The 26,391-nt window shown below is 44.8% G+C and carries 29 protein-coding genes; 11 read left to right on the top strand and 18 right to left on the bottom strand.

The features are described from left to right. Positions 1–11: 11 nt before the first annotated feature. From ABIX36_RS13385 to ABIX36_RS13375, 3 genes are read left to right on the top strand one after another with little or no spacing between them, the layout of a single operon-like run. Positions 12–554, top strand: coding sequence for a DUF1599 domain-containing protein (locus tag ABIX36_RS13385; RefSeq protein WP_348082679.1), 543 nt, complete (start codon positions 12–14; stop codon positions 552–554). After that, complete coding sequence (locus tag ABIX36_RS13380) at positions 551–1,702, top strand: BT_3928 family protein (RefSeq protein WP_348082666.1); 1,152 nt, start codon at positions 551–553, stop codon at positions 1,700–1,702. Before ABIX36_RS13385 ends, ABIX36_RS13380 begins: the two co-directional genes overlap by 4 nt. Then, complete coding sequence (locus ABIX36_RS13375) at positions 1,699–2,205, top strand: shikimate kinase (protein WP_348082665.1); 507 nt, start codon at positions 1,699–1,701, stop codon at positions 2,203–2,205. The genes ABIX36_RS13380 and ABIX36_RS13375 overlap by 4 nt, the downstream gene beginning before the upstream one ends. A 64-nt stretch (positions 2,206–2,269) precedes the next feature. On the opposite strand, the gene ABIX36_RS13370 is transcribed toward ABIX36_RS13375, so the two are convergent. From ABIX36_RS13370 to ABIX36_RS13340, 7 genes are all read right to left on the bottom strand, one after another. Further along, entirely contained in the window at positions 2,270–2,779 is a 510-nt protein-coding gene (locus ABIX36_RS13370; RefSeq protein ID WP_348082664.1) for a phosphoribosyltransferase family protein, read from the bottom strand. A gap of 30 nt (positions 2,780–2,809) precedes the next feature. Beyond that, positions 2,810–3,481 carry a hypothetical protein gene (locus ABIX36_RS13365; RefSeq protein WP_348082663.1) on the bottom strand — a complete coding sequence of 224 codons (672 nt, stop codon included), beginning with the start codon at positions 3,479–3,481 and terminating at the stop codon, positions 2,810–2,812. A gap of 3 nt (positions 3,482–3,484) precedes the next feature. Continuing rightward, positions 3,485–3,886 carry a hypothetical protein gene (locus tag ABIX36_RS13360; protein ID WP_128535560.1) on the bottom strand — a complete coding sequence of 134 codons (402 nt, stop codon included), beginning with the start codon at positions 3,884–3,886 and terminating at the stop codon, positions 3,485–3,487. A 34-nt stretch (positions 3,887–3,920) separates the two neighbouring features. After that, positions 3,921–4,910: a hypothetical protein gene (locus tag ABIX36_RS13355; protein WP_348082662.1), complete on the bottom strand. Its 990-nt coding sequence runs from the start codon at positions 4,908–4,910 to the stop codon at positions 3,921–3,923. Between the two features lie 73 nt (positions 4,911–4,983). Then, the gene (locus ABIX36_RS13350; RefSeq protein ID WP_348082661.1) at positions 4,984–5,202 is read right to left on the bottom strand and encodes a DUF2442 domain-containing protein; all 219 of its coding nucleotides are present in this window, start codon (positions 5,200–5,202) and stop codon (positions 4,984–4,986) included. Positions 5,203–5,295: 93 nt separating this feature from the next. Beyond that, complete coding sequence (locus ABIX36_RS13345) at positions 5,296–6,021, bottom strand: YebC/PmpR family DNA-binding transcriptional regulator (protein WP_348082660.1); 726 nt, start codon at positions 6,019–6,021, stop codon at positions 5,296–5,298. 93 nt (positions 6,022–6,114) lie between these two features. Beyond that, positions 6,115–7,065: an NAD-dependent epimerase/dehydratase family protein gene (locus ABIX36_RS13340; protein WP_348082659.1), complete on the bottom strand. Its 951-nt coding sequence runs from the start codon at positions 7,063–7,065 to the stop codon at positions 6,115–6,117. Between the two features lie 157 nt (positions 7,066–7,222). Between ABIX36_RS13340 and ABIX36_RS13335 the strand changes: the two genes are divergently transcribed. The 4 genes from ABIX36_RS13335 to crtD all read left to right on the top strand — a co-directional run bounded on the left by ABIX36_RS13335 (position 7,223) and on the right by crtD (position 11,490). After that, complete coding sequence (locus ABIX36_RS13335) at positions 7,223–8,230, top strand: aspartate-semialdehyde dehydrogenase (protein WP_348082658.1); 1,008 nt, start codon at positions 7,223–7,225, stop codon at positions 8,228–8,230. 101 nt (positions 8,231–8,331) lie between these two features. Further along, the gene (locus ABIX36_RS13330; RefSeq protein WP_348082657.1) at positions 8,332–9,120 is read left to right on the top strand and encodes a hypothetical protein; all 789 of its coding nucleotides are present in this window, start codon (positions 8,332–8,334) and stop codon (positions 9,118–9,120) included. Beyond that, positions 9,117–10,016, top strand: coding sequence for a LysR substrate-binding domain-containing protein (locus tag ABIX36_RS13325; RefSeq protein ID WP_348082656.1), 900 nt, complete (start codon positions 9,117–9,119; stop codon positions 10,014–10,016). The genes ABIX36_RS13330 and ABIX36_RS13325 overlap by 4 nt, the downstream gene beginning before the upstream one ends. Before the next feature lie 4 nt (positions 10,017–10,020). Beyond that, positions 10,021–11,490, top strand: a complete 1,470-nt coding sequence (gene crtD / locus ABIX36_RS13320; protein WP_348082655.1) for a 1-hydroxycarotenoid 3,4-desaturase CrtD — start codon at positions 10,021–10,023, stop codon at positions 11,488–11,490. A 99-nt stretch (positions 11,491–11,589) separates the two neighbouring features. Here crtD and hemH read toward each other — a convergent pair whose 3' ends face one another. The 10 genes from hemH to ABIX36_RS13270 form a co-directional block, all read right to left on the bottom strand. Then, on the bottom strand, positions 11,590–12,609 hold the full coding sequence (gene hemH, locus ABIX36_RS13315) for a ferrochelatase (protein WP_348082654.1): 1,020 nt from the start codon (positions 12,607–12,609) through the stop codon (positions 11,590–11,592). Positions 12,610–12,866: 257 nt separating this feature from the next. Further along, positions 12,867–13,571, bottom strand: coding sequence for a fatty acid desaturase (locus ABIX36_RS13310; protein ID WP_348082653.1), 705 nt, complete (start codon positions 13,569–13,571; stop codon positions 12,867–12,869). Between the two features lie 40 nt (positions 13,572–13,611). Next, positions 13,612–14,118 (bottom strand): WG repeat-containing protein, encoded by a 507-nt coding sequence (locus ABIX36_RS13305; protein WP_348082652.1) that lies wholly within the window; start codon positions 14,116–14,118, stop codon positions 13,612–13,614. Between the two features lie 9 nt (positions 14,119–14,127). Further along, positions 14,128–14,979 (bottom strand): 4-hydroxy-3-methylbut-2-enyl diphosphate reductase, encoded by an 852-nt coding sequence (locus ABIX36_RS13300; protein ID WP_348082651.1) that lies wholly within the window; start codon positions 14,977–14,979, stop codon positions 14,128–14,130. 481 nt (positions 14,980–15,460) lie between these two features. Next, positions 15,461–16,123 carry a carotenoid biosynthesis protein gene (locus tag ABIX36_RS13295; RefSeq protein WP_348082650.1) on the bottom strand — a complete coding sequence of 221 codons (663 nt, stop codon included), beginning with the start codon at positions 16,121–16,123 and terminating at the stop codon, positions 15,461–15,463. After that, positions 16,096–17,190 (bottom strand): glycosyltransferase family 2 protein, encoded by a 1,095-nt coding sequence (locus ABIX36_RS13290; RefSeq protein ID WP_348082649.1) that lies wholly within the window; start codon positions 17,188–17,190, stop codon positions 16,096–16,098. The genes ABIX36_RS13295 and ABIX36_RS13290 overlap by 28 nt, the downstream gene beginning before the upstream one ends. Next, positions 17,187–17,816 carry a lysophospholipid acyltransferase family protein gene (locus ABIX36_RS13285; RefSeq protein ID WP_348082648.1) on the bottom strand — a complete coding sequence of 210 codons (630 nt, stop codon included), beginning with the start codon at positions 17,814–17,816 and terminating at the stop codon, positions 17,187–17,189. Before ABIX36_RS13285 ends, ABIX36_RS13290 begins: the two co-directional genes overlap by 4 nt. Before the next feature lies 1 nt (position 17,817). Next, complete coding sequence (locus ABIX36_RS13280) at positions 17,818–18,444, bottom strand: 1-acyl-sn-glycerol-3-phosphate acyltransferase (RefSeq protein ID WP_348082647.1); 627 nt, start codon at positions 18,442–18,444, stop codon at positions 17,818–17,820. A gap of 138 nt (positions 18,445–18,582) precedes the next feature. Further along, on the bottom strand, positions 18,583–19,446 hold the full coding sequence (locus ABIX36_RS13275) for an alpha/beta hydrolase (protein ID WP_348082646.1): 864 nt from the start codon (positions 19,444–19,446) through the stop codon (positions 18,583–18,585). A 202-nt stretch (positions 19,447–19,648) separates the two neighbouring features. Then, positions 19,649–20,863 carry a glycosyltransferase N-terminal domain-containing protein gene (locus tag ABIX36_RS13270; protein ID WP_348082645.1) on the bottom strand — a complete coding sequence of 405 codons (1,215 nt, stop codon included), beginning with the start codon at positions 20,861–20,863 and terminating at the stop codon, positions 19,649–19,651. Between the two features lie 145 nt (positions 20,864–21,008). On the opposite strand from ABIX36_RS13270, the gene ABIX36_RS13265 reads away from it, so the two are divergent. The 4 genes from ABIX36_RS13265 to ABIX36_RS13250 all read left to right on the top strand — a co-directional run bounded on the left by ABIX36_RS13265 (position 21,009) and on the right by ABIX36_RS13250 (position 24,956). Next, positions 21,009–22,001, top strand: a complete 993-nt coding sequence (locus ABIX36_RS13265; protein ID WP_348082644.1) for a UDP-glucuronic acid decarboxylase family protein — start codon at positions 21,009–21,011, stop codon at positions 21,999–22,001. 58 nt (positions 22,002–22,059) lie between these two features. Continuing rightward, entirely contained in the window at positions 22,060–23,079 is a 1,020-nt protein-coding gene (gene galE / locus ABIX36_RS13260; protein WP_348082643.1) for a UDP-glucose 4-epimerase GalE, read from the top strand. Between the two features lie 77 nt (positions 23,080–23,156). Then, positions 23,157–24,209, top strand: a complete 1,053-nt coding sequence (gene rfbB / locus ABIX36_RS13255) for a dTDP-glucose 4,6-dehydratase (RefSeq protein ID WP_348082642.1) — start codon at positions 23,157–23,159, stop codon at positions 24,207–24,209. A 3-nt stretch (positions 24,210–24,212) separates the two neighbouring features. After that, the gene (locus ABIX36_RS13250; RefSeq protein WP_348082641.1) at positions 24,213–24,956 is read left to right on the top strand and encodes a CpsB/CapC family capsule biosynthesis tyrosine phosphatase; all 744 of its coding nucleotides are present in this window, start codon (positions 24,213–24,215) and stop codon (positions 24,954–24,956) included. A gap of 154 nt (positions 24,957–25,110) precedes the next feature. Here the strand turns inward: ABIX36_RS13250 and ABIX36_RS13245 are convergent, their stop codons facing one another. Next, positions 25,111–26,349: an ABC transporter permease gene (locus ABIX36_RS13245; protein WP_348082640.1), complete on the bottom strand. Its 1,239-nt coding sequence runs from the start codon at positions 26,347–26,349 to the stop codon at positions 25,111–25,113. Between the last annotated feature and the right edge of the window lie 42 nt (positions 26,350–26,391).

Below are 26,391 nucleotides of genomic sequence, written 5' to 3'. Positions count from 1 at the left end.
CATTTACAGCAATTTTGAGCAACACAGCAGCAGAATACGACGCCGTTATTGGTACATGCAAAGGCCTTTTTATGAAAAAGACCCGCGATTATGGCACCGCATGGCGCATCCTCAGGCCAAAATCCATCACCGACCAGATCTTTATCAAAGCGCAACGCATTCGTACGCTCGAAGAAAAACAGGTATCTAAAGTAGGCGAGGATATCACCGGCGAATACATTGGCATTGTAAACTATTGCGTTATAGCCATGATGCAATTGGACAGTACGGATGAAACCGCTTATGAACTTGCGGCTGACCATGTAGAAAAACAATTCGACGATAAAGTTACCGAAACCCGGGACCTGATGTTCGCCAAAAACCACGATTACGGCGAGGCATGGCGCGATATGCGCATCAGCAGCTTAACTGATCTGATACTGATGAAGATCCTCCGCGTAAAGCAAATTGAAGATAACGAAGGCAAAACCCTGGCATCTGAAGGCGTAAAAGCCAATTACCAGGACATGCTGAATTACTCCGTTTTCGCGCTGATAAAATTAGGATTAGCATGAAGAACGGCTTGATCTGGTTTTGCAGAATAGCCGTTGGGCTGTTATTCATTTTCTCGGGATTAATAAAAGCGAATGACCCGCTTGGCTTTTCCTATAAGCTGGAAGAATATTTTGAGGTTTTTCACCTCACGTTTTTAAATGGCTTCGCGCTAAGCGCTGCGGTTATCCTTTGCGCGTTGGAAATGCTTTTGGGCTTTGCCCTGCTGGTCGGAACACGCGCGGTATCTGTTATTTGGGGCTTATTGTTGCTCATCATCTTTTTCGGTTTCCTTACATTTTACTCGGCTTATTTTAAAGTGGTGCAAACCTGCGGCTGCTTTGGCGATGCTATTCCGCTTACGCCATGGCAATCTTTTAGCAAGGATATGCTGCTGCTGCTTTTGGTGCTTGTGCTTTTTGTAAACCGCAAAACTATTACACCGCTGGTTGGACAGAAGACGGGCGATAAATTATTGATTACCGCTACAGTTCTGTCGCTTGGGTTTGGCTTATATACCTACAATTTTTCGCCGGTGGTTGATTTTCTGCCTTATAAGATCGGCGCGAATATTTTAGAGGAGATGAAGACCCCACCGGGCGCTCCTGCCGATGTTTACGAAATCACCTATCACCTCAAAAACAAAAAAACAGCGGAAACCAAGCTGATGACAGATAAGGAATATCTTAAAACCGCCATCTGGAAAGACACCAACTGGGAAATTGTGGGCACGCCCGAAAGCGTACTGCTAAAAAAAGGCTTCGAACCCAAAATACGCGACTTGAACATACAGGACGCCCAGGGCAATAATTATAACCAGGAATTGCTATCCAGGCCCTTTTACACGTTAGTTATTGTAGCCTATAACCTGGAGGAAACTAATGTAGAAGCAATTGGCCGCATCAATGCAATATCAGCGGACCTTATTAAAAATTTTAACACACGTGTAATATTGCTTACTTCCAATCCGGCACAAAGTGCCGAGGCATTTGCTAAAAAGAATAACCTGGTAAGCGAATTATTTTATGCTGACGGCGTTCCGCTGAAAAGCATGGTGCGCTCTAACCCGGGTATTATGTTGTTGAAAAATGGCACCGTTGTAAATAAATGGCATTACCACAGCTTGCCCAAGTACGAAGACCTGGTAAAAGAATATTTTAGCAAACAATGAGCCGCGTATATTTAATAGGATTTATGGGCTGCGGCAAAACCAGTTGGGGAAAAAAACTCGCCGCAGGCTTAGGTTATAATTTTATAGACCTGGACCATGTACTGGAAGCCCAGGTAGGCATGACCATTGCCGAATACTTTGCCAGCCATGGCGAAGAAGCCTTCCGCAAACTGGAGTCGGAAGTATTAAAGCAAACAGAATACCCCGAGAACGTTATCGTATCTACCGGTGGCGGGCTGCCTTGTTTCTTCGATCATATGGATTGGATGAACGCACACGGACAAACGCTGTACATTCAGCTCTCGCCCAAAGCCCTTGCCTCACGCCTGGAGAACGCCAAAACACCACGTCCTGTACTGCAAGGCAAAAAAGGCGACGAACTGGTGGAATTTATCGAGCACAAACTCGCCGAACGCGAAGGGTTTTACCTACAGGCAACACACCACGTAAGCGGAATTGATATGAGTGTGGAGGGGTTGGTGGAGGTTGTGGGGCTGGGGTAATAGATTTGTAGGTATGCGAATGATTACCACGCTGTCGATGATATAGTTTTTAGGTAGCTATATTCTACACCAAATAAACAGCATCCTCCTCACCTTCTACATCCAGCACAACGCTAACGTGCTCTTTAATAACCGTGGAGAGGGCTATGCCTGCATAGTCGGTTGTTACGGGGAAGCTTTTGTGGTTACGGTCGACCAGTACTACAGTTCTGAGTTTTTTTAACGGCACATCCAGGAAAACACCGAAGCCATAAGCCAGAGTTTTGCCGCTGTTGAGCACATCATCAACCAATACAATAACCTTATTGCTGCACTCCTCTATCTCAAAATTGATGCGGGCACTCAGGCTGGTGCTTTCTTTTTCAAGCTCGATGGTAAGCAGGCGGGTGCTGAATGGCGCAATCTCATCCAGCACGGCTTTTAGCCGTTTAGCAATATGGTTGCCACGGGGAAGGATGCCGGCTATCAGCACTTCCGTTTCGTCAAAGTTATCTTCCAGCACCTGGTAAGCAATACGATCTATCTTTTGCTGTATTTGCGTACTGTTTAATATGAGGAGCTTTTTTTCGGACATGGTTGAAATGTAATTACAACAAATATAATATTAATGCTGACTAACTATATCTCGGTCAATTTCATCAATTAATTTTCCGCAAATAGATTGATCTGATAAATACGTTCCATTCAAAAGTTCTAATTTAAAACGCTTATAGTATTTGTCATAATCTTTACCAAAAATATAATCCCAATCGCTATCAAGATATTCTGTTAATACAATACTCTTAACTTCCATCAGTATCAATATTTTGCTCCCTTGTTTTCTACCGTTACCGTTTGCCCAAGCAACTAAAGCAACTTGCATTACTTCAGGCGAAACAGAAATAATTTCTTCATACAAGTATTCATCAATCGTTACGGCTTTTATGTGATAAATATAACCGTCATCATCCACTTTGTTGAATGTTATATCACTAATTTGAAAGTCAATATCAATTTTGAAAACGAGTTTAGCCTCTTGTATTTTGAGTCCCTTTTTTTCGACTAAAGCGTCAGCAAATACATGTGTGGTAAAATCATTAAGTCGGAGAAAAAATCGATCAGGGTTTATTGTGGTCTTTAAAATCCAACTATCGTGTAATAATCCCAAATAAAGGCGATACTTGCCAAGTCTGTTATCATCGATTTTTTTATTCGCTGTAACGCTAATAGGGTCAAATTCGACATCAATAAAGTATTCGGCTAATTGGGGAGCTACATCGAGTATGGATTGCCTCATTATCTAACCCTTTACATACGGATAGTACACAAAATTCGCACCTTCGGGTACTACTACAAACAGGCACATAAAATCGTGCGGGTTTTTGTAGGTAGTGAGGAAGCGTTCTTTTAATTCTGCCTTAATGATGCCGCGTTCTGTAAATTCCTCTATGGTGGAGGCGTGGATACTCCACTCGGTATTGAGTTCGTTGCGGTCGAGGATAACTTCGCCGAGTTTGAGTTCGTGCTGATGGGCAATAAATATGGGGTGCAGGGATAAGCCTTCGAGCATAATTTCTACCGCAACCTCGCGGATGCTTTCGTTAAAAAGTTTCAGGTCGCGCTCCAGGCTTACCAGGGGGCTTTCCTTTTTTGCTTTATCGGGTTCTCCGCCATTTTGGTTCAGCAGCTCTTCGGGGTCCATAGATCTATGTAATGAAAATTCTTAATTCGATTAATTATTCCTGCGGAGGTTTGGGCTTCATCTTAGCCGCGTTAAACCTCGGCTTAAAACCAACAGGTTTTGGGGTGGTTTCATCTGCAGAAATATCTGGCTCTGCAGCAGTTTCAATTGCTACAGTAGTTTCCGCCACCGGTTCAGTAATTTCAGGGTTTGGCTGCCCTTCCTCTGCAGGCTTTGGAGCCATCATCTTGGCATTAAACCTCGGCTTAAAGCCAGCAGGTTTTGGCGCAGGTAATTCCGTTGGAGTTTCAGGGGCTATATCTTCAGGTTGAGATGTTCCTTCTACTTTCTCCTCTACAACCTCCGGTTTAGGGGCCATCATTTTGGCATTGAACCTTGGCTTAAAGCCAGCAGGTTTTGGAGCAGGTGGTTCGGCAGATGCTTCTGGATCTGTACTTTCTGGTAGCAGGGTATCTTCTACTTTTTCTTCCGCTGCTTCCGTTTTAGGGGCCATTACTTTCGCGTTGAACCTCGGCTTAAAGCCAGCTGGTTTTGGGGCAAGTGGCTCGGCAGATGAAACAGGTGTCGCAGCAACTGGAGTGGCGCCGGGTTGCGTTGGTTCAACAACTTTTCCCTCCTTTGTTTCTGCCTTTGGCGCAACCATTTTTGGGTTAAACCTTGGTTTAAAGCCAGCTGGTTTTGGCGTAGAAGACTCTGCGATAGTTTCAGTTTCCTCACCTTTCGACCCTTGACTTTCAACTTTCGACTCAACAGGTTTCGATGGCTCCGGGATACTTTCGGTAAGCGTTTCAAGAATGGTTTGTTCGGCCAGCCTGTTCTCCAGGTGCATTTTCTCCGGCTTTTGTTCCGGTGCCAGGTGGTACAGCAGGCGTAGTTTGTTGAACCAGTACTTTTTGGTATGGTCGAAACTCTTTTCGCCCATTTGCTCGAAGTGGGTTTTAAATTCAAAAAACAAGGCTGGCTCACCGACTTGCAAGCTGGTAAGATCGATCCTCTTTTTCTGAAAAAACTCTTCGAAAGTCATGCTGTAATTTGAAATTTGATGATGCGGTGATTTGAAAATGAGCTCATTTTCAAATTATCAATCGTCAAATTGGTTAATTGATATTCACCTCAACTCCCAGCTTATTAAAGCGGATGCCTTTATCGGTTTGGTCCCAATCCTCGCGCTCTTCGTCGGTAGCGTTCATCAATTTTGGGAACCACTCCAGTGGGAATGCCTGCTGCTTGCCATCTGCTTTCTCTACAAATAGCAAACCATTAGCAAAGGTTACCTTAACTTTTTGTTCCTGTTTTCGGGTTGATGTTAGTGGCATTGTTCTAATTTGAAGATTTGGTAATTTGAAGATTTGAAAATGAGCTGCGTTGAATTTTCAAATCTTCAAATCAATTCATTTTCAAATTAAAACTTACTCCGCCATATTATGGTAAACCGCCTGTACGTCATCGTCTTCCTCTAAACGGTCGATGATCTTAAATACATCAACGGATTGTTCTTCGGTCACGGCGATGTTTGATTGGGCGACACGCTCCAACTTGGCCGATTTGGTTTCGATACCTAATCCTTCCAATGCTTTCTGCATCTTGCCAAAATCTTCGTAAGCGGCGTGCAATACGGCAATTTCGTTTCCTTCTTCGTCGGCATCTACAAACAGGTCTTCCAAACCGGCATCTATCAGTTCAAATTCCAGTTCTTCCAGGTCGCGGTCTCCCGGATCGAAGGTAAACACCGATTTACGGCTGAAGATAAAATCCAGCGAACCAGTTTTGCCCAGCGTGCCGCCGTATTTGGTAAAATAGCTGCGTACGTTGGCTACGGTGCGGTTAAGGTTATCGGTAGCGGTTTCTACCAAAATAGCCACACCATGCTGCGCGTAACCCTCATAAACTATTTCTTCGTAATCTTTCTCATCGCGACTGGTGGCGCGTTTTATAGCCGCCTCTACCCTATCCTTTGGCATGTTTACCGCCTTGGAGTTTTGGATGGCCGTGCGCAGGCGCGAGTTGGTGTGAGGGTCGCCGCCGCCGGCTTTAACCGCCATTACAATTTCTTTACCCAAACGTGTAAACTGAACCGCCATTTTGGCCCAGCGCTTAAATTTTCTTTCCTTCCGGAATTCAAATGCTCTTCCCATTTTGCCCCCCAGCCCCCTAAAGGGGGAGCCGGATATTTATTTATTGTTATACCATAAGCCCATTTGTTCCCCCTTCAGGGGGTTAGGGGGCTTCTAAATTACTTTCTTTAAATTTTCCAGCATATCGCTGGTCATTCTGCCTAAGTCGTACTCTAATTGCCAGCCCCAATCTTTCCAGGCCTGGCTATCATCTATGGATTTTGGCCAGCTATCGGCAATCGCCTGTCGCGGATCCGTATCGGCATAGCTCATCTCGAAATTAGGCAAATGCTTTTTAATTTCATTGGCTAATTGTTCGGGCGTAAAGCTAACACCTGCCAAGTTATAACTACTGCGGATGCTAATACGCTCGGCAGGCGCATCCATCAATGTAATGGTTGCGCGGATGGCATCCTCCATATACATCATCGGCAGGGCGGTACCTTCCTGCAAAAAGCTTTGGTATTTGCCTTTCTTCAGTGCTTCGTGGAAAATATGCACGGCGTAATCCGTTGTTCCGCCGCCCGGTGAAGCGCGCCAGCCTATAAGACCGGGATACCGAATACTACGCACATCCAGCCCATATTTAGTATGGTAATATTCGCACCAGCGTTCGCCGGCCAATTTACTGAAACCGTAAACAGTATTAGGGTCCATCACGCAGTATTGCGGTGTATTATATTGTGGCGAATGCGGGCCAAAAACGGCTATCGAACTCGGCCAAAAAACCTTCGCGGTTTTAAATTCAACGGCAAAATCAAGCACGTGTAAAAGGCCGGTCATATTCAGGTCCCAAGCCATTTTAGGTTTTTGTTCGCCTACCGCAGATAGTATGGCCGCCAGCAGGTAAACCTGCGTTGGGCGGTGCTTATCAAACAAATGGTGCAGGTTATCCTTATCCAGCACGTTGGCAAACTCGAACGGGCCGCTGTTACGGATGGCATAATTAGGGCTGTTAATGTCAGATGCTATCACATTCTCAGCACCATGAATATTCCTCAAAGCAGTAACCAGTTCGGTGCCAATTTGTCCGTTGGCACCTATCACTAAAATCTTTTCGCTCATGCAGATGCGGGTTTGGGTACAAAGGTAAAAATTTGAGCGAAATGAGTTAAACTTTACAAAAACAAAGGTTTATATACTAAAATGGTAGACTTAATTGGAGTTTTGGCAAAAAAATCGCATATTTGGAGTTTAGTTTATTACATAATTTAACAACAAAATGAAAGTCGCAGTAGTAGGTGCCACCGGGCTGGTAGGCACTAAAATGTTGCAGATCCTTGAGGAGCGCAACTTCCCCGTTACAGAATTGATCCCCGTAGCTTCCGCTAAAAGTATTGGTAAAGAAATTACTTTTAAGGGTAAGCAGTATAAGGTGGTTTCTGTTGAGGATGCGATAAAGCAAAGGCCCGATGTTGCCCTGTTTAGTGCAGGTGGCAGTGCTTCGTTAGAGCAGGCACCCTTATTTGCCGAAGCCGGCGTAACCGTTATTGATAACTCATCGGCCTGGCGTATGGACCCTACCAAAAAACTGGTTGTGCCCGAAGTGAATGCCGATGTGTTGACTGCCGATGATAAGATCATCGCTAACCCAAATTGCTCAACCATACAAATGGTAGTGGCCCTAAAGCCCCTGCACGATGCTTATAAAATAAAACGCGTGGTGGTTTCTACCTACCAATCGGTAACAGGTACAGGTGTAAAAGCGGTTGACCAATTATTTAACGAGCGTAAAGGCATTGAAGGCCCAATGGCGTATCCATACACCATTGATTTGAACGTTATCCCGCAGATAGATGTATTTACCGAGAACGGCTACACCAAGGAGGAAATGAAAATGGTGAAGGAAACCGTTAAGATAATGGGCGACGATAGCATTAAAGTTACCGCAACCACTGTGCGTATCCCGGTAATGGGCGGGCACTCAGAATCTGTTAATATTGAGTTTTTGAATGATTTTGATGTGGAGGAAGTGAAAGCTTTACTTGCCAAATCGCCGGGCATTATTGTAACTGATGATATTGCTAACCTTAAATACCCAATGCCGCTTGACGCACATGATAAAGATGAAGTTTTTGTTGGCCGCATTCGCCGCGATGAAACCCAGCCGAACACTTTAAATTGCTGGATAGTATCTGATAACCTGCGCAAAGGCGCCGCAACCAATGCCGTGCAAATTGCCGAGTATTTGGTGGCTAAGCATTTGATTGGGCAGGCTGTAGAAGCGTAGTTTAAGAGATTGAAGGTTGAGATTAGTTTTAACCTTAGGTCATAGATAAATGATAGGGATGATCGCGAGATTATCCCTATTTTTATGCAACAAGATTTCAAATGAAAGCCTTTAAAATATTCCTCTTTACCAGCTGTTTATTAGCATCTGCCAACTTATCCGCGCAAACACCTCAATCTATCGAAACCGGGCTGCTAAAATCGTTTAACCGCATCGGTTATTGGGATGAAAAGCTAAACGACACAACATTCAACGCTGGCGATTCTTTAGATAAGGCCAATGATGTTTTTGGAGCGAAACTAAAGGCAGTTGCAGAAAAATATCCAGGAACTATTGCTTTGCCCTTTCTACAATTAAAGAAGGCTTCGCTGGATATTGTTACCTCGTCGGACGGGTTGTTTCGCATTTATTGGTGGGATATTGGTGGCGGCGGCACCATACGGCTTTTTGCAAACGTGTTTCAATATAAAACGGATGGCAAAACAAAGGCAAAACTTCTGCTGGATTTCGAAGTGAAGGACAAGCTTATTCCCTATTACACTAAGTTATACATGTTTAAAACTGCCAATAAAACCTACTATCTTGGCATTTACGGTTTTATAGAATCGTCAAGATATGCCGGCGCAGGTATAAAGATATTCGCAATAGAAAATGGTCAGTTAAATACCGAGGTAAAACTTCTTAAAACGCAATCGGGGTTAAAAAACGAAATCTCTTATGAGTATGATTTTGGCTCCGTTAATTATAAAAGGCCTGTAGTTACATTTGATTCCGTAACTCACACTATAAAAATACCTTTAGTTACGGCTACAGGCAGAGTCACCAAAAAGTTCATCACCTACAAATTCACCGGCAAGTATTTCGAAAAGGTAACTAACTTAGCCAAATGATCTCTTTCTCGCACCGTGTTTTTATGGAAGTTGCCGCCAACCTTAGTTTTAGCAAGGCGGCACAGGTGCTCTTTATTACGCAACCCGCCATCAGTAAGCATGTAAAAGCGCTGGAGGACCAGTACAAATTGCCGCTGTTCGAGCGCAAGGGCAACAGCATTTTACTTACCGAAGCCGGCATTAAACTCAACGATTACCTGAAACAGGCCACCGAAATTGAACGAAAAGTGGAATACGATCTCTCTATCCTTAGCAACGCGGCCAACGCTGCGGGCCATTTGCGACTGGGCGCCAGTACTACTATCGCGCTGTATATTCTGCCTTATATCCTTTCGGGTTTTCAACGGGAATACGCCAATGTGGGCGTACAACTGGTTAACCGCAATTCCGAATATATCCTTAACGCCCTGTTGAACCATGAGGTTGACCTCGGCATTATCGAAGCAGACAGCAAACTCACTACCGTTACTTACACTCATTTTATGAGCGATGAGGTGATCCCGGTTTGTTCGGCGAAAAGCCCGCTGGCGGGAAGATCGCTTAGCTTAAAACAATTTGTAAAAACACCGCTCGCCTTGCGCGAACGTGGCTCGGGGACGCTTACGGCCCTGCTTAAAGCCATCGCGGCATTCAGCATAAAACCTGCCGACCTATCTGTTAAAATACGCCTCGGCGGTACAGAAGCACTCAAGAATTTCCTGTTGGCCGATCAATGCCTCGGTTTTATGCCCCGCCCCTCTATCCTCCGCCAGCTTGCCGAGGGCGATTTGATAGAGGTACCCATAGAAGGCTTAAAAATAACCCGCGATTTTTATTTCATCCGCCGCAAAGGGACCGAGGATAACGGACTAACAGGAAATTTCATCAATTACGCGGTAAAGCATATAGCCGGTTAGTGCCATGTCTCACAAAAAAGCCATCATCATAGGTGCCGGTATTGCAGGTATTGCAGCGGCTATCCGTTTGGCGGTAAAAGGGTACGCTGTGGAGGTTTTTGAAGCGAATAGTTATCCCGGTGGTAAGCTGTCGGAAATTGAGCAAAATGGCTACCGTTTTGATGCCGGGCCAAGCCTGCTCACCATGCCGCAATATATTGATGAACTGTTCCAACTTGCCAATAAAAACCCTGCCGACTACTTTCGTTACCAAAAACTGGCCGTGGTTTGCCATTACTTTTACGAGGATGGCACTCGCATCAATGCCTACGCCGACACAGAAAAATTCGCGCAAGAACTCAACCGCGCCACGGGCGAACCGGCCAAAAACATTATCAAATACCTGGCAAACAGCGCCGATATTTATAACATCACTAATCATGTTTTTTTAGAGCGCTCGTTGCATAGCCTGCAAACTTTCCTGCGCTGGGATACCGTTCGCTCGATATTTAAATTACCACGTATAGACGCCTTCCGGGCAATGCATCAAGCTAACGCGGGTTATTTTGAGGATGCGCGTGTGGTGCAGTTTTTCGACAGGTATGCTACCTACAATGGATCCAACCCGTATGAAGCACCCGCCACGCTTAATGTCATACCGCATCTCGAGCATCATTTCGGCGCGTATTTTCCGGATGGGGGGATGTATAGCATCACCAAAAGTTTGGTAAAACTGGCGGAAGACCTCGGGGTGAAATTCCGTTACGATGCCAAAGTGGATGAGATCGTAGTGATCAATAAAATCGCGAAAGGCATCAGGGTGAAAGGTGAGAATGTAGTGGCAGATATTGTTGTATCTAACACGGATGTTTGGTTCACTTATAAAAACCTGTTGCAAAAACATCCGGCGCTGCATCCAAAGAAAATTCTAAGCCAGGAACGCAGCAGCTCGGCATTAATATTTTATTGGGGGATAAAAAAGCAGTTCCCGGAGTTGGATCTGCACAACATTTTCTTCAGTGCCGATTACAAAGCAGAGTTCAACTATATTTGGCAAGAACAAGATATCTATCACGACCCAACCGTTTACCTCAACATCAGTTCCAAACTAAAAACAGACGACGCTCCCTATGGTTGCGAGAATTGGTTTGTGATGATCAACGTACCCGCTAACAACGGGCAGGATTGGGACGTACTGATAGAAAATGCAAGGCAAAATATCCACCTAAAGCTTTCCAAAGCTTTAGGTGAGGATATCAGCAAGCTCATTGCCTGCGAAAGCATTTTGGACCCGCGCAGCATCGAAAGCAAAACTTCCTCCTATAAAGGTTCCATTTATGGCACCAGTTCCAACAGCCAGTTCGCGGCATTTTTAAGGCATGCCAATAAATCGTCGAAAGTAAATGGATTATACTTTTGCGGGGGAAGTGTACATCCCGGAGGGGGTATACCACTTTGTTTGTTATCGGCGAAGATAGTAAGCGAAATGGTTTAACATACTACCGACAATGTGGTGAGCACAGCTTAGAGATAGCTTCCTGCCCCGCGATAGCGCGTGGGCATAGTTTTTTATCTTGACTCTTGTCTCTTGATTCTAATTTCCGATTACCATCTTTTCCAGCGCTTCTATCCACTTGGGCGAATCATTTAAGCTTTCTACCAATTGCACGTGCTCGCCGCCGAGGGCTTTAAACTCATCGCCGTATTCGGTGGTTACCTCGTAAACGGTTTCCAGGCAGTCTGATACAAAAGCCGGGCAAAATACCAACAGGCGTTTTTTTCCCTGTTCGGCCATTTGTTTAATGATCTCGCTGGTGTAGGGCTGCACCCATGGGTCGTTGCCGAGACGGCTTTGGAAACAAACGGTATATTTATCTCCCGGTAGTTGCATTTTGGCGGCAATAAGCCGCGCGGTATCATGTGATTGTGCCGAGTAACAAAATTTATTAGTATCGTTCAGTGTGTTGCAGCAGCCATCAACCTTTAGGCAATAGCTTTGGGTATGGTCGCATTTTTTTAGCTGGCGCTGTGGCAGGCCGTGGAAGCTGAACAGAATATGGTCGTAAGTTTCGGGCTGATGCTTCGCAGCATTATCCACAAAAGTCTCGATCATCAGCTCATTATCGTGGAAAGAATTGGTAAACGTGATATTGGGCACGGTCTGCCAGTCCTTAACAAGATCCATCACCTTCTCGTGTACCGAACCGGTACTTGCCGATGCATATTGCGGAAACAGGGCGATCACCTGGATCTCGCTAACGAGAGCATCCTTCAGATTCTGTAAAGCAGATTCGATAGAGGGGCTTTGGTAACGCATGGCCAACTCCACCATATAGTCATCGCCAAGGCGTTGCTGCAGCGCTTTTTGCTGTAGAATGCTGTAATATTTTAGCGGTGAACCTGTTTCGTTGTCCCAGATGGCCTGGTAAAGCTTCGCCGATTTTGGTGCCCTGAAGGGTACGATAATGGCTTTCACCAAAAATGTACGCAGTGCCGCGTTAACATCTATTACCCTTGGGTCCATCAAAAACTCATCGAGGTATTTGCGTACATCCGCTGTAGACGGACTATCCGGTGTGCCCAGATTTACCAGTAAAACTCCCTTTTTCGCCATAATTTAAAAGTCGGTAAAAATAAGAAAATTTACGCCTTGCGGCAGCGCAGAAGAGACAAATTACAAATATATGATGAGTATCATATATTAGCTAACCGCATGCATTTTCGCTGCAAACCAATCGCCGATTAGGGTTAACATAGCTTAACACAATTCAGAAATTTATTTTATAAAATATTAATAATCAAGTAGTTATATATTTACAGGGTTAACATATTTTGCACTTTTTTTGCCCATAATTTTGCTTATATTAAATTTCAGGCCTTTCGGCCTGCTGGTGGTCCTGGCGGCTCTTGCGTCCGCCACAACTTCCACCAGGGCAGCCATGGCGCATCGTGGTGCTCGTAATGATATCCAAAGAAATAGCAGCTAAAAAAAGCCAGGAAATGGTTACGCCGAAAACTACGGCTCTGATGTTTATTATCGTGTTCGCCCTTGTGCGGCAAATAGGTGCCAAAGTAAAACAACTGCAGCGTACTCAGCAGCGAGGGCGCCACCCAAAACAAAATAAGATTAGGCTGCGGCACCCACAATTTAAATACATTAAATAAAATGGCCATCACCACAATTTGCCAAATAGCGAGGTAATTGCGGATGAACTGCACATACCAGGCAAAGAAATTACCTTTATGATAATCCGGGTCCTCATCGGTATGCACGTGGCTGTGGTGCTTGTGGTGCTTGGTATAAAGCTGCGGGTACCAAAACGACGCGTACAGAAATGTACAGATATACCCCACCATGTTATTAAGCTTCACATTCGGCGCCACGGTGCCATGCATCGCATCGTGGGCGGTAATAAAGAGGCCGGTATACAAGTGCATCTGTACCAAAACAAACAGGTACAGCAGGGGATTGGCAAAGTTCACCTGCCATTGCATCAGCAACAATGTGGAAGCAACCCATGCGCCGATAACCAGCAGGGCAATGAATAAACCGGTGTAGGATGGAGCTTTTTGCAAGGCAGGATTGTTTGAGGTGGAACTATGCAAATTTCATTCCCTATTTAACGCGTTTGCCGGTTTTATCAATATAATACCAACTATCGCTTTGCCAGCTGGAGTGTTCGCCATCGGCAATTACCTTGCAGTTGTTGCTCACTTTGGCGGTATCATTTTCAAAAGGAAAAGCGCAGGCGTACTGCGGTTGAATGGCCACCCTGCCTGTAGTATCGGCATAACCAATTTTGTTGTTATCTATAATGCGGAAGTACCCTTCCGAAACATAATCGGGCCCGTTATCAAAAGGGAATACTTTAAATAATATTTTTTCATGCCGGTCTATGCCAACAAAACCCAGTTTAGGCTCTGTTACCAACGCGAAAGTTTTAAAGGTATCGGTAAAGCACATGAGGTATTTGCCAAAAGGGATAATGGTGTCGCCTTTAGCATTAAGGTATCCGTAACTGTCGGTTACGCTATCGTTCGCTCTAAAAAGATAATCATTATTACTGTGGTTTGGCTGGCAGGCGCTCAAAAAAAGTATAACAATGATCAGCGCCGCTTTCATAGCTAAGGTTTAATACGTTTCCAGCTCGGCTTTTACCATTTGCATCAGCCACATGGGGCTTGATGTGGCACCGGCAATGCCCACCTTATCGCCCGCGGCAAACATATTCTTATCCAGCTCGCTCACGCTCGAAATAAAGTAAGTGTTAGGGTTATGCTTGCGGCAAACTTCGTAAAGCACCTTGCCATTGCTGGATTTTTTGCCCGATACGAACACAATTTTATCGAATTTGGCCACAAAGGCGGGCAGGTCCTTATCGCGGTTGCTTACCTGGCGGCAAATAGTATCGTTTGCTTTTACTTCGTAGCCACGACTCAGCAGTTCGTCCTTTACATGGTAAAATTTCTCCATGCTTTTGGTGGTTTGGCTGTACAGTGTAAAGTTGGCAGGGAGGTCGGCATTATCCAGTTCGCTGATGTCCTGGAAAACCAGCGCGTTGCCATTGGTTTGTCCTTCCAAACCCACCACTTCGGCGTGGCCGTGCTTACCGAAGATCAGGATCTTCTCGTTATTATCGTACGATGTTTTAATGCGGTTCTGTAGTTTTAACACTACCGGACAGCTGGCATCTATCAGGGTGATGTTATTCTCTAATGCAATGCGGTAAGTCTCAGGCGCTTCGCCATGGGCACGGATCAGCACTTTTTCGTCGTGCAGGTCTACCAGGTCGGCATGCTCAATAATGCGCAGGCCAAGAGCTTTCAGGCGGTCAACCTCTTCATCGTTATGCACAATATCGCCCAGGCAATACAAATAACCATCCTCGGCCAGTATTTCTTCGGCCATATCAATGGCATATACCACCCCAAAGCAAAAGCCCGAATCTGCATCGATAGTAACCTGTAGTTGATACTCACCCATTTGATGCAAATTTACGGTATTTATTTTGGTAGAAGTTGGAGAAGTTAAAAAAGTTAGAAGGGTTAAAAAGGTTGGAAGGGTTGGAAGGGTTGGAAGGGTTGGAAGGGTGAATGTCCCAACGGAGTGATTGTTTTTAATTCCGGAAATTCTTTTAATTCCTTAAATTCGAGTTCAGACAAAATTATGGCGATGCTTTCGGCCCGGGCTATGCACTGCAACTCCTCATTTCGCGCTGCTGATAGAAGCAGCACTTCATTCCGGGGTTTCCGTTTCTATCCCTATCGCGGGTTTCGTGGCTTGTCTCAACTCAACAACTGTTCGGAAGATAAATAACCGTCCTGAACTTGTTTCAGGACCCCACAGGACAGGTCGCCTACATGCTAAGCCGCCTTGCAAACGGCTACTTTGCGTGTGGGGTGCCGAAATAAATTCGGCATGACGTTAGTGGTTTTAAATCTGCCGAATAGGTATGGCCTGAACGCTAACTACCCAACAACCCCACTAAACTCAACACCCCAAAAAACACAAACTCAGTTGCCAGCAACACCGGCGCTGCTATACTTTGCTTTTTAAATCCGAATTTTTCAAATACAAAAAGCATCACCGCGCTTACCAAAAACCAGCAATAGTAATTTTTAAAGGGGATGATGTTGTCCGTCCAATGCCAGTAGTCGAAACGGATGGCAACGGGTTCTATCAGCAGATCCAGAACTACCAATAGCAAAGAGCCTACTATTACTCTCGGGATAATACTCATCAGCCTGCTCCGCTGCATGGTAACACCGGCAGCGTAGATCAGCAGGAACCAGTTGATACCGATGGTGAGCGGGATATCTAATATTTTAATCCCCAATACTTCGCCGTAAGCATAATCGCCGAAAACCCATTTTTTGTGTACGCCTATCCATTCCAAAACAATCCCGGATACGAAAACGAGCGCCATGAAACCGACAAACTTCCCGTCGAAGTTTTTATGTGCCAGCACAATTACCAGCAGCATCAGCAACAAGTGCCAGGGCACAAGTTGTAAAAACAGGGGTCGCGTAGCAGGCACTAATAGCCCTACCAGCCCAACAAAATGGAACAGGACGATTATAATAATGGCCGTACGCGGAGTTATACTGAGATCTTTCGGCCTTTCCATACGGTGGTTTTGGTGAGGTGTTTTTGTATTGATGTTAGGCCTATAAGTAACAGACTAAGCATTTGCACCGGATGTAAAAATACATTTATCCAGGCATTTTGCCCGGCAGCAAGTGATATCATAATGCGGCTAAGCACAATTAACCCAAACATAATAAAAATGAGGTTGAGGTTCATCGTCATCACAATAATGGCCGGCCCGCCAATAATGAGCAGCAGGTAAATTAAAAAGCCGATGATGTTATAATTAAAGGCTGCCAAAAAATTCTTACCGAAACCATTTATAGCCTCGTTATACCCCTTATACATGCGGCAGCTGATCATCCCGTTGGCTAATAATGCCTCCCCGTTTAGCTTGGCCGACTTTACCAGCTTCATAATTTCCACATCCTCTACCACTTTGTTTTTTGCCAGTTGGTGCCATTGGTATTCTTTATAAGCTTCGGCATCAAACAACATAAATTGCCCGCTTGCCGCGGCTACCGAAGCGCTTTTCACCAGGTAGACTAATCTAAGGGGCAAAAGGTTTAACAGAATATAATGCATCAACGGCACTACCATTTCTTCACCAACACTCAGCATGGTTTGGTTGGTAAACAGACTGAGCAACGATAGGCTCCGTAATTTCATACGATGTACGGCACTGTTGATGAGCCCTTTCTGTAGTTGTTCATCTGCATCTAAAAACAAATAATAGCTGCCATTGGCAAGCTGTGCCAATTGGTGGCAGGCGTAGTTCTTGCCCAGCCAGTCTGCCGGCAGGGGGTTGCCTTTTATCACTTTAAAACGGGGATGTTTCGCGGCAAAATCCTGGCATACTTTATAGGTGTCATCGGTGGAGTTGTCATCAAGGATCAGTACTTCGTAGTTATCGTAGTCCTGCAGATGGATGGAGGTAAGTAGTGGCAGAATATTATCAGCTTCGTTACGTGCGGGGATAAGGATGGATACCTTATCGGTATAATGCTTGCCTATCCGCGGCAATTTTGGGTTCGATAGGAAATTGAACAGGGTTACCGTAAAGCGCAGGATCAAAAAAATAAAAACAATGAGCAGGGCTATGATCACTTTATATCAATTTCAGTTTGTTGCAATTTGCCGGCATCATAGTGCTGCTGGTAAGCGTTTTGTAATTCATTAATGTTTTTATCGGAATAACGCTCACCTTCGGTTTTTAAATAAACGGTTACCGAGGGCTTTTTATGCTTAAAGTACTGAATAAAAGTTGCAGCGAATAAAAGCTGGAATTTCCCTTCGGCCTTTTTCATGATCTTTAACAACCCCTGTTCAAAATGCACACGGTTCACAAAGTTTGAATATAGCTTTCCTTGTGGAAACATCAGTAACAAATTACCGGGTTCGGATAGCAATTCGGCAGCATAATTTAATGATTCCAGCATATCGCGGGAGTTCTTGCTTACGGAAAAGGCTCCGGCATAGCGCAGCATCCCTTCGCGTTTAGCGGTATCCTCCAGTATCATTACATGAAACTTTTTGTGCAGCAGCTTATCATTTAAAACATACAGAATGAGTCCGTCCCAAAAGCTAAAGTGGTTGGCCACCAACAATACCGACTTATTGCTATCCAACTCCACCGTGTTAAACAAAAATTGATGAAAAGTGTTGCCCACCAACCACTTCACGTAGGTGTCGAACATCCATTTCATCAACCGGTTGTTTTTGGGGTAGATCATTTTAGTGCGCTACGTTTACCTGGTCTTTTAAAGCCTGCCTGTGAAATGTGTTTATCTTTTCGGTTAGCTCATCAAAGCTTAGCTCGCCTGCCACGCCCAGGTCCAACAGGTGGAAGTATACCGATGGTTTGAGGCTCTCAAAATATTCTACCAAAGCGCAGTTATAAATGATATGGCAGGGGCCTTTTATGTTTTTAATGAGGCGTTCTATGCCTTTCTCCACCTTAATTTCGGTGGTGTGGTTAGAGATAAGTTCGCCTTGCGGAAAAACGATCACCATATTTTCGGCATCGTTTAAAATATCCGCCGCATGTTGCAGGGATTTGATCATCTCGCGCGAACTGCGGCTGATAGAAAATGCCCCGCAATGGTTTAACCACATGCGCGCCTGCAGGTGATCTTCCTGCATCATAATGTACGATTTGCGATTGAGGTGCCAATAAGCCAGATAATTTGCCCAAAGCCCATCCCACCAGCCAAAGTGGTTGCAAAGCAGCAATACCGAGTAGCCCGGTTTGGGGGTGATTTTATTTACCACCTCCAGCTTATTAAAAGCCTTTCGCATACGGTAGTGCATGTATTTGGCAAATACATCGGCCAGGAATTTTTTGCGGCGGGCGGCTATCATTGGGGTAAATTTACTAAATAACGTTTGTTCTGAATAACATTTATGTCAAGTTCGATTGGCGATTATTACAGCTGCGTCGTTTAGCCTCTCCTAAATCCTCTCCAAAGGAGAGGACTTTGAAAACCAAATGATACATTTTTAGCCCTTCTCCTTTGGAGAAGGGTTGGGATGAGGCTTGGGCAAGGTGTGGCCTAAGTCATTCAAATATTCATCCAATTCTTTTACTACCAGCCAGTGCCCCAAAGCCACTTCGTGTACATCGGGACTATCCAATGTATTTAAAAAAGGCGTCGCGGCCGATTTTGGGAACAGGTTATCGCTTTTGCCGAATATGAGACGGCATTTGATATTATATTGATTAATAAGTTGAGCAATTTTAGCGGTATCGGGTTTTAGCAAGCGGATGAGGTTTAGGGTATAATACACATCCTGCCGTTTTTGTTCGGTATCAATTTCATTATAGGCGATATTGAACAGGCTCTCATCAATAAAACCAACCTTTTTTAGTCCTTTCATCAAACCAGGTGCAAGCCATTTACTTTTGGTTACGGTTTTAAAAAAAGCCCTTCCAAACGGTTGGTGCGTTAAAAAATGGAAGCCTTTGTAAACCGATAAGCCATCCGGTGCCATCAAAATGACGTCGTCAATCAAATCGGCATATTCCTCTAACAGGATCAGCGCGATGTTGGCCCCGATGGAGTACCCCATTACCGAGAAACGTTGCCTGCCGTAGATTTTAAACCATTCCTCCACATAAGCTTTTACCATAGCTTTGGGCATACCGGCTACAATTTGGCTCTCGCTCCAATCTGTAAGTTTACTTTCACCATGAAAAAAATGATCGAAGCCGTAAACGTGGTATTCTTTTAAGATGGATTTTTGTAGCACATGAAATTGCCTGCCCGTCATCCCGTAACCGTGGAAGGCCAGCAGGGGTTTACTACCGCTACCATATTCGTGATAATGTGCCTTGCCCAGTCCGGCGATGTCCAAAAAACCCATGGCGGCAATATTAAGGAAAAATTGTAGAGACGCAATATTTTGCGTCTCCCGCATGCAAATCACCCACGCAAATCAGGGATGCAAATATTTTACCCGTCCAACGGGAGACGCAAAATATTGCGTCTCTACGGCGAAAAATACTCATCAAATCCTTTCGAACCATTTATCTTTACATTAATGTAAACGGCATGGCTAACGGGTATTAATGCTTCTCCTTTATATACTTCACTATCGCATCCGTTGCCCCAATATGTTCATCCACATATTTTTTTGAAGTTCTTGCCGTGCGATACCTGAATATCTCATCATCCATTAAACTGCCCGCAGTAGTTAACAATTCTTCCTCACTATTGATGCTGAATGCTGCTTGCAGTTCTATCAGGTCCTTTGCCTCTTTAAACTTATCGTATTTAGGCCCAAATATCACCGGCATGCCAAAGGCCGCCGCCTCCAGCGTATTGTGGATACCCGCGCCAAAACCGCCGCCGATGTAAGCGATATCGGCATATTGATAAAAGGATGAAAGCATCCCGATGTTATCGATAACGAGGGTAGTGAGTGGTGAGTGGTGAGTAGTGAGCAGTGAGTACCTCGCGGCTGAATCTTTTGGGAGTAAACCCATTAAATGGTTTATCTTTTCTTCCCCTATCTCATGCGGGGCGATGATGAATTTCCAGTCGGGGTGCTTGGCAATCAGCACAGCTAATAATTTTTCATCAGCCGGCCAGGTGCTGCCTGCAATGAATAGTTTATTGTCGCCTTTAAAGGCGGCAATTTCGGGTAGTTCCCTTGGTTGCTGCGCATTGGCCCATACCCTATCAAACCGCGTATCGCCGCTGATGCTGATATTTGATTTACCCAGGCCCTGCAGTAAATGTTTGCTATCAATATCCTGCACAAAAAACCAGGTAACCAGTTTCAGCATTTTGCGGTGCAGGCCACCGTACCATTTAAAAAAAACCTGGCCGGGCCGGAAGATCCCCGATATAATGTAAAGCGGCACATGTTGTACCTGCAACTCGTTAAAATAATGGTACCAGTACTCGTATTTGGTAAAAATGGCCATCGCCGGTTTTATAGCCGTGATAAATTCCCGGGCATTTTGGGCGGTATCCAACGGTAGATAATAAACAGCCTGGGCAAGCGGCGTGTTTTTACGCACCTCGTAGCCCGAGGGCGAAAAAAAAGTAATAATGATGGGTTTATCCGGGTAAAACAGCCGCATTTGCTCTAATACAGGCCTGCCCTGTTCAAATTCGCCCAACGAAGCGAAGTGAAACCAGATGCTGGAAGCTAAGGGTTCAACCGTATTATTTTTTTGCCCGGCAAGCCATAACCCGGCTTTTTTATAACAAATAGCTACAATATGCGCCAGGCAGTAATATATAATGATGGCAATGTTGTATAGTAGAACCATTTTTAAATTTGTAATTATTATCTTCGTCGGCAGTAAAAGTAATAACTTATATCACAAGTATCGTGCTATATTACCTGCGCAAGGCTGGTATCCTCTATAATTGGCTTCGGTTTTTAAATATTCAATAATTAAATTAAATAAATTAATGGCAACGCGTAAACGTATTTTAATAACCGGTGCTGCCGGATTTTTAGGCTCGCATCTTTGCGACAGGTTTATAAAAGAAGATTTTCATGTTATTGCAATGGATAACCTGATCACAGGCGACCTTCGCAACATCGAACACCTCTTTAAATTAGAGAACTTCGAATTTTACAATCACGATGTTTCCACATTTGTGTATGTAGCTGGCGAATTAGATTACATTCTGCACTTTGCTTCGCCGGCAAGCCCTATCGATTATTTAAAAATACCTATCCAAACCTTAAAAGTTGGTTCGTTAGGTACACATAATCTGCTGGGCCTTGCTAAACACAAAAACGCCAGGATGCTCATCGCTTCCACTTCAGAAATTTATGGCGACCCGAGTGTTAACCCGCAACCGGAAGAGTATTGGGGTAATGTAAATACAGTTGGCCCGCGTGGTGTTTATGACGAAGCAAAACGTTTCCAGGAATCTATCACCATGGCTTACCATACTTTCCACGGTTTAGAGACACGTATCGTGCGCATCTTTAATACCTACGGACCCCGTATGCGCCTAAACGACGGACGCGTGTTGCCGGCTTTCATAGGCCAGGCTATCCGCGGCGAAGACCTTACCGTTTTTGGTGATGGTTCTCAAACACGCTCGTTTTGCTATGTAGACGATCTGATAGAAGGTATCTACCGTTTACTGTTTAGCGATTACGCGCAGCCGATGAATATTGGTAACCCAAGCGAAATCACCATCAAAGAGTTTGGTGAGGAGATCATCAAGTTAACCGGCACTTCGCAAAAAATGGTTTACAAAGACCTGCCAACCGACGACCCTAAGCAACGCCGCCCGGACATCACCAAAGCCAGAGCCATTTTAGGCTGGGAGCCAAAGGTATCGCGCGAAGAAGGCCTTAAAATAACTTACGACTACTTTAAATCGCTACCGCAGGATGTGATAGAAAAAGTAGAACATAAGGATTTTACAACCTACAACAAATAATTTTGTTAAGCCTTGCAAATATCTTTGCAAGGCTTAACTTTATCCAAAAGTGTTATAAATGAAAATATTAGTTACAGGCGGTTTAGGTTTTATTGGCTCTCATACCGTGGTTGAATTGGTAAATGCGGGCTACGAGCCGGTAATTATTGACGACCTCTCTAACTCCAGCATTAAAATATTAGACCAGCTTGCAAAAATAATAGGCTACAAACCAAAATTTTATAAGCTGGACCTTTGCGATGAAGAGGCTGTAAATAATTTTGCCAGGCAGGAGCCCGAAATTGGTGGCATTATTCACTTTGCCGCCTTTAAGGCCGTTGGCGAATCGGTAAAGCTTCCGCTTAAATATTATCGCAACAACTTTTTCTCGTTAGTAAACATCCTTAACGCTTACGAGGGTAAAGCGCTGAATTTTGTATTTTCATCAAGCTGCACCGTTTACGGCCAGCCCGATGATCTCCCCGTAACCGAAGATGCTCCGGTAAAAGCAGCGCAATCGCCTTATGGCAATACCAAGCAAATTGCCGAGGAAATATTAAAAGATGTTATAGCCGCTGGCAGCACGTATAAAATCATCTCGTTAAGATACTTTAACCCGGTTGGCGCGCACGAATCGGCCTTAATTGGCGAGTTACCTATTGGTGTACCACAAAACCTGGTGCCTTTTATTACGCAAACCGCTATTGGCAAACGCGAAAAACTTACCGTGTTTGGTGATCAGTATAATACGCCCGATGGTAGCAACATCCGCGACTACATACACGTGGTTGACCTGGGCAAAGCGCACGTAGCCGCCTTAAAACTGGCCGAGAAGGAAAGCTTTAAAGGCTTCGATGTATTTAACATTGGCACAGGTACCGGCACCTCGGTCCTGGAGGTGATCAAAGCATTTGAAGAAACAACCGGCGTTAAACTTAACTACCAGATAGGCCCCGCGCGCGCAGGCGATGTGGAGCAGGTTTGGGGCGACGTTACCAAATCTACCAACGAACTCAATTGGAAAACCGGGCTGGGCATCAACGAAATGATGTCATCTGCATGGAATTGGGAAAACTATTTGGCCAAAAATCCATTATAAGCACATACAATAAAGCTAATGCCGCTAATTGCCATTTTATGGCTTACTTATGGCTTAGTTGAAAACAGCTTTCTGAAATGAAAAAAATTATTATTACCGGCGGTGCAGGGTTTATCGGGTCGCATGTGGTGCGCCGGTTTGTAAAAACCTATCCGCAGTACCAGATCATCAACCTGGATAAATTAACCTACGCCGGCAACCTGGCCAATCTTAAAGATATTGAGAATGAGCCCAACTACCGTTTTGTAAAAGGCGATATAGTTGACCTGGCCTATATTAACAACTTATTTGAAGTAGAGCAGCCTGACGCGGTGATCCACCTTGCGGCCGAATCGCATGTGGATCGTTCCATCACCAACCCCCTGGAGTTTGTGATGACCAATGTGGTAGGCACCGTAAATTTACTGAACGCGGCCAAAACCATCTGGAAAGGTAACTACACCGATAAACGCTTTTACCATGTATCTACCGATGAGGTGTATGGCACCCTTGGCGATACCGATATGTTTGTGGAGACTACAGCTTACGACCCGCATTCGCCTTACTCGGCCTCCAAAGCAAGTTCCGACCATTTTGTAAGGGCATACCACGATACTTATGGCTTAAATGTGGTAATATCCAACTGCAGCAACAACTACGGCTCGTTCCATTTCCCCGAGAAACTGATACCACTTGCTATCCATAATATAAAACAGCAAAAACCTGTACCTGTGTATGGCAAAGGCGAGAACATTCGCGATTGGCTTTGGGTAGAAGACCACGCACGCGCCATTGATGTGATATTTCACCAGGCCGCCACCGGCACAACCTATAACATAGGCGGGCACAACGAGTGGAAAAACATTGACCTGATACAATTGCTTTGTAGTATATTAGACAAAAAACTGAGCCGCGAAGCCGGTGAATCGGCAAAGCTGATCACTTATGTTACCGACCGCGCCGGGCACGATCTGCGATATGCTATTGATGCAACCAAACTTAAAAACGAGCTTGGATGGGAACCATCGATAACATTTGAAGAAGGGCTTGAAAAAACTGTAGATTGGTACCTGGCAAATGAGGAGTGGCTTAGCGATGTAACATCGGGCCATTACCAGGAATATTACAGTGAGCAATATAATAACCGCTAAAGAATGTTTGGATTATTTAAGAGAAAGCAAGTAAAAAAAGAAAGAACGCTCGACTACGGGCCGGTTATGGTTGACATGCACTCGCATGTGCTACCGGGGATAGACGATGGCGCGCAAACGCCCGAAGAATCTGTTTTCCTCATCAAAAAAATGATGGAGCTGGGTATTAAAAAAATAATTGCCACACCACACGTGATGGTTGATTATTATCGTAACGATCGCGAATCTATCATGAACGCGCTTGCTGTTCTTAAAGAAGAACTCAAAAATCAAAACATAGATATCCCCGTTGAGGCTGCTGCTGAGCACTATTTCGACGAGACTTTTGAGAAACGTATAGATGAGCGTAGCCTGATGACCATGGGTGCTGATAACTTTGTATTGTTCGAACTCTCGTTTATCAACGAGCCGCCCAATGTGATACAAATGGTACAAAAGATGCGCGATGCGGGCTACAAACCTATCCTGGCCCATCCCGAGCGTTACGCCTACATGAATATCGATCGTATGCGTGCTATCCGCAGCTGGGGTTGCGCTTTGCAGATAAACACCATATCGCTAACAGGCTACTACGGCAAGCCAACTCAAAAAATGGCAGAGGATATGATAGATGAACAAATAGTTGATTTTATATCGAGCGACATGCATCACCCCCGCCATGCGGCCGCTTTTGAGGATGCGCTTACTACAAATTATATAGAAAAACTACTGGACGATTATCCGCTGAAAAACAGGATGCTTTTATAGCAGAGATAAGAGTCAAGAGACAAGAAGCAAGACAAATAAAATAGAATTGCCAAGAAAAAGAAGCGGGAATATGCAAATGCATCATCCCGCTTCTCATTTTATCTTATATCTTGATTCTTGTCTCTTGATTCTTGCCTCTAAAGATTCTGCGTTCCTATTCGTATCTTAGTGCCTCTACCGGATCAAGTTTGGCTGCTTTTTTAGCCGGGTAAAACCCTGATGACAGGCCTATAAAAGTACAAAGCCCAATGGCACAAAACAGCCAGAACCATGGCACCACAAAAGTACCACTGATTTGTACGGCGATGAGGTTACCTGCAGCCATCCCTAATATAATACCCCCGACACCGCCGATGAGGCATATTACAATAGCTTCTATTAAAAACTGTTTACGTATAACGGATGGTGTGGCGCCGATCGCTTTTCGCAGGCCAATTTCGCGCGTACGTTCGGTAACGGATACCAGCATAATGTTCATCAGGCCAATGGCGGCGCCTATCAGCGTAATAATCCCTACCGCAAAACCGGCAGCAGTAACGCCATTTAAGTTACTGGTAAGCTCCGCCTGTATCGAATCGGCGCGGAAGATCTCAAAATTATCATCCTGACCCAAATGCAGGCTCCGTACGTTCCTGAACAACGAGGTGGCTTCGCCAATGGTGGCATCCAAAGCCTCGGGCTGGCCTACGTTAACCACAATGGCGAACGATGGTTTTGAGGTTGCTGCCAGCTGCCTCGCCTTTACAACCGGGATGATGCAGAACTTATCGCCACCAAAGCTATTGCTCCCTTTTGCTGCGATAACACCAATCACCCTGAATTTACTGGAGCCAAGCAAAATAGGTTTGTTTATCGGGTCGGTGTTTTTAAAAAGTTTCGATCTAAGCTCATCGCCTATGATCACCACATTAGCGCCGTGTTCAACCTCCGACGTAGAAAAATTACGCCCGAATGCGATCTTATGTCCCTTAATAAATATGTAATTCTCGTTACTGCCAATAACCCTTATGTTGGGGTTTGTTTTGATACTCTCGTATTTTGCTATAGCTGTGCCCGATACCGTAAAATCGATACTGATGCGCACCGGCAGCTTAAAAGTCTTTTGAAAACGCTCGGCCTCCTGGTAGCTGATGGCCGGGTAAATTTTACGGTGGCCGCCGTTGCCAAAGCTAATGCCCGAGCCACGGTTTTGTATAGTGAATGAGTTTGCGCCAAGCCCGGCAAAAGCATCGTTAGTGAATTGCTTTATCCCTTCAATTGCGGTTAATATACCCACCAGCGCCATAATACCTATGGCAATGATAAGGGCCGTAAGCGATGTACGCAGCCTGTTGCCACTGATGGATTGTAACGCTATAGCTATATTTTCTTTGTAGGTAGTTTTTACCGGCATGGCTTAAAATTAAGAAACTCGTTTGCATTTGACTATGGCACA

The sequence above is a fragment of the Mucilaginibacter sp. genome (assembly GCF_039925265.1).
Taxonomy (GTDB): Bacteria; Bacteroidota; Bacteroidia; order Sphingobacteriales; family Sphingobacteriaceae; genus Mucilaginibacter.
This window is presented reverse-complemented; position numbering and strand designations above follow the sequence as displayed.

Coding starts and splice junctions, on each gene's coding strand:
- ABIX36_RS13380 (WP_348082666.1), top strand. CDS start 551: ATGAAGAACGGCTTGATCTGGTTTTGCAGAATAGCCGTTGGGCTGTTA.
- ABIX36_RS13375 (WP_348082665.1), top strand. CDS start 1,699: ATGAGCCGCGTATATTTAATAGGATTTATGGGCTGCGGCAAAACCAGT.
- ABIX36_RS13370 (WP_348082664.1), bottom strand. CDS start 2,779: ATGTCCGAAAAAAAGCTCCTCATATTAAACAGTACGCAAATACAGCAA.
- ABIX36_RS13365 (WP_348082663.1), bottom strand. CDS start 3,481: ATGAGGCAATCCATACTCGATGTAGCTCCCCAATTAGCCGAATACTTT.
- ABIX36_RS13360 (WP_128535560.1), bottom strand. CDS start 3,886: ATGGACCCCGAAGAGCTGCTGAACCAAAATGGCGGAGAACCCGATAAA.
- ABIX36_RS13355 (WP_348082662.1), bottom strand. CDS start 4,910: ATGACTTTCGAAGAGTTTTTTCAGAAAAAGAGGATCGATCTTACCAGC.
- ABIX36_RS13350 (WP_348082661.1), bottom strand. CDS start 5,202: ATGCCACTAACATCAACCCGAAAACAGGAACAAAAAGTTAAGGTAACC.
- ABIX36_RS13345 (WP_348082660.1), bottom strand. CDS start 6,021: ATGGGAAGAGCATTTGAATTCCGGAAGGAAAGAAAATTTAAGCGCTGG.
- ABIX36_RS13340 (WP_348082659.1), bottom strand. CDS start 7,065: ATGAGCGAAAAGATTTTAGTGATAGGTGCCAACGGACAAATTGGCACC.
- ABIX36_RS13335 (WP_348082658.1), top strand. CDS start 7,223: ATGAAAGTCGCAGTAGTAGGTGCCACCGGGCTGGTAGGCACTAAAATG.
- ABIX36_RS13330 (WP_348082657.1), top strand. CDS start 8,332: ATGAAAGCCTTTAAAATATTCCTCTTTACCAGCTGTTTATTAGCATCT.
- ABIX36_RS13325 (WP_348082656.1), top strand. CDS start 9,117: ATGATCTCTTTCTCGCACCGTGTTTTTATGGAAGTTGCCGCCAACCTT.
- crtD (WP_348082655.1), top strand. CDS start 10,021: ATGTCTCACAAAAAAGCCATCATCATAGGTGCCGGTATTGCAGGTATT.
- hemH (WP_348082654.1), bottom strand. CDS start 12,609: ATGGCGAAAAAGGGAGTTTTACTGGTAAATCTGGGCACACCGGATAGT.
- ABIX36_RS13305 (WP_348082652.1), bottom strand. CDS start 14,118: ATGAAAGCGGCGCTGATCATTGTTATACTTTTTTTGAGCGCCTGCCAG.
- ABIX36_RS13300 (WP_348082651.1), bottom strand. CDS start 14,979: ATGGGTGAGTATCAACTACAGGTTACTATCGATGCAGATTCGGGCTTT.
- ABIX36_RS13295 (WP_348082650.1), bottom strand. CDS start 16,123: ATGGAAAGGCCGAAAGATCTCAGTATAACTCCGCGTACGGCCATTATT.
- ABIX36_RS13285 (WP_348082648.1), bottom strand. CDS start 17,816: ATGATCTACCCCAAAAACAACCGGTTGATGAAATGGATGTTCGACACC.
- ABIX36_RS13280 (WP_348082647.1), bottom strand. CDS start 18,444: ATGATAGCCGCCCGCCGCAAAAAATTCCTGGCCGATGTATTTGCCAAA.
- ABIX36_RS13275 (WP_348082646.1), bottom strand. CDS start 19,446: ATGGGTTTTTTGGACATCGCCGGACTGGGCAAGGCACATTATCACGAA.
- ABIX36_RS13270 (WP_348082645.1), bottom strand. CDS start 20,863: ATGGTTCTACTATACAACATTGCCATCATTATATATTACTGCCTGGCG.
- ABIX36_RS13265 (WP_348082644.1), top strand. CDS start 21,009: ATGGCAACGCGTAAACGTATTTTAATAACCGGTGCTGCCGGATTTTTA.
- galE (WP_348082643.1), top strand. CDS start 22,060: ATGAAAATATTAGTTACAGGCGGTTTAGGTTTTATTGGCTCTCATACC.
- rfbB (WP_348082642.1), top strand. CDS start 23,157: ATGAAAAAAATTATTATTACCGGCGGTGCAGGGTTTATCGGGTCGCAT.
- ABIX36_RS13250 (WP_348082641.1), top strand. CDS start 24,213: ATGTTTGGATTATTTAAGAGAAAGCAAGTAAAAAAAGAAAGAACGCTC.
- ABIX36_RS13245 (WP_348082640.1), bottom strand. CDS start 26,349: ATGCCGGTAAAAACTACCTACAAAGAAAATATAGCTATAGCGTTACAA.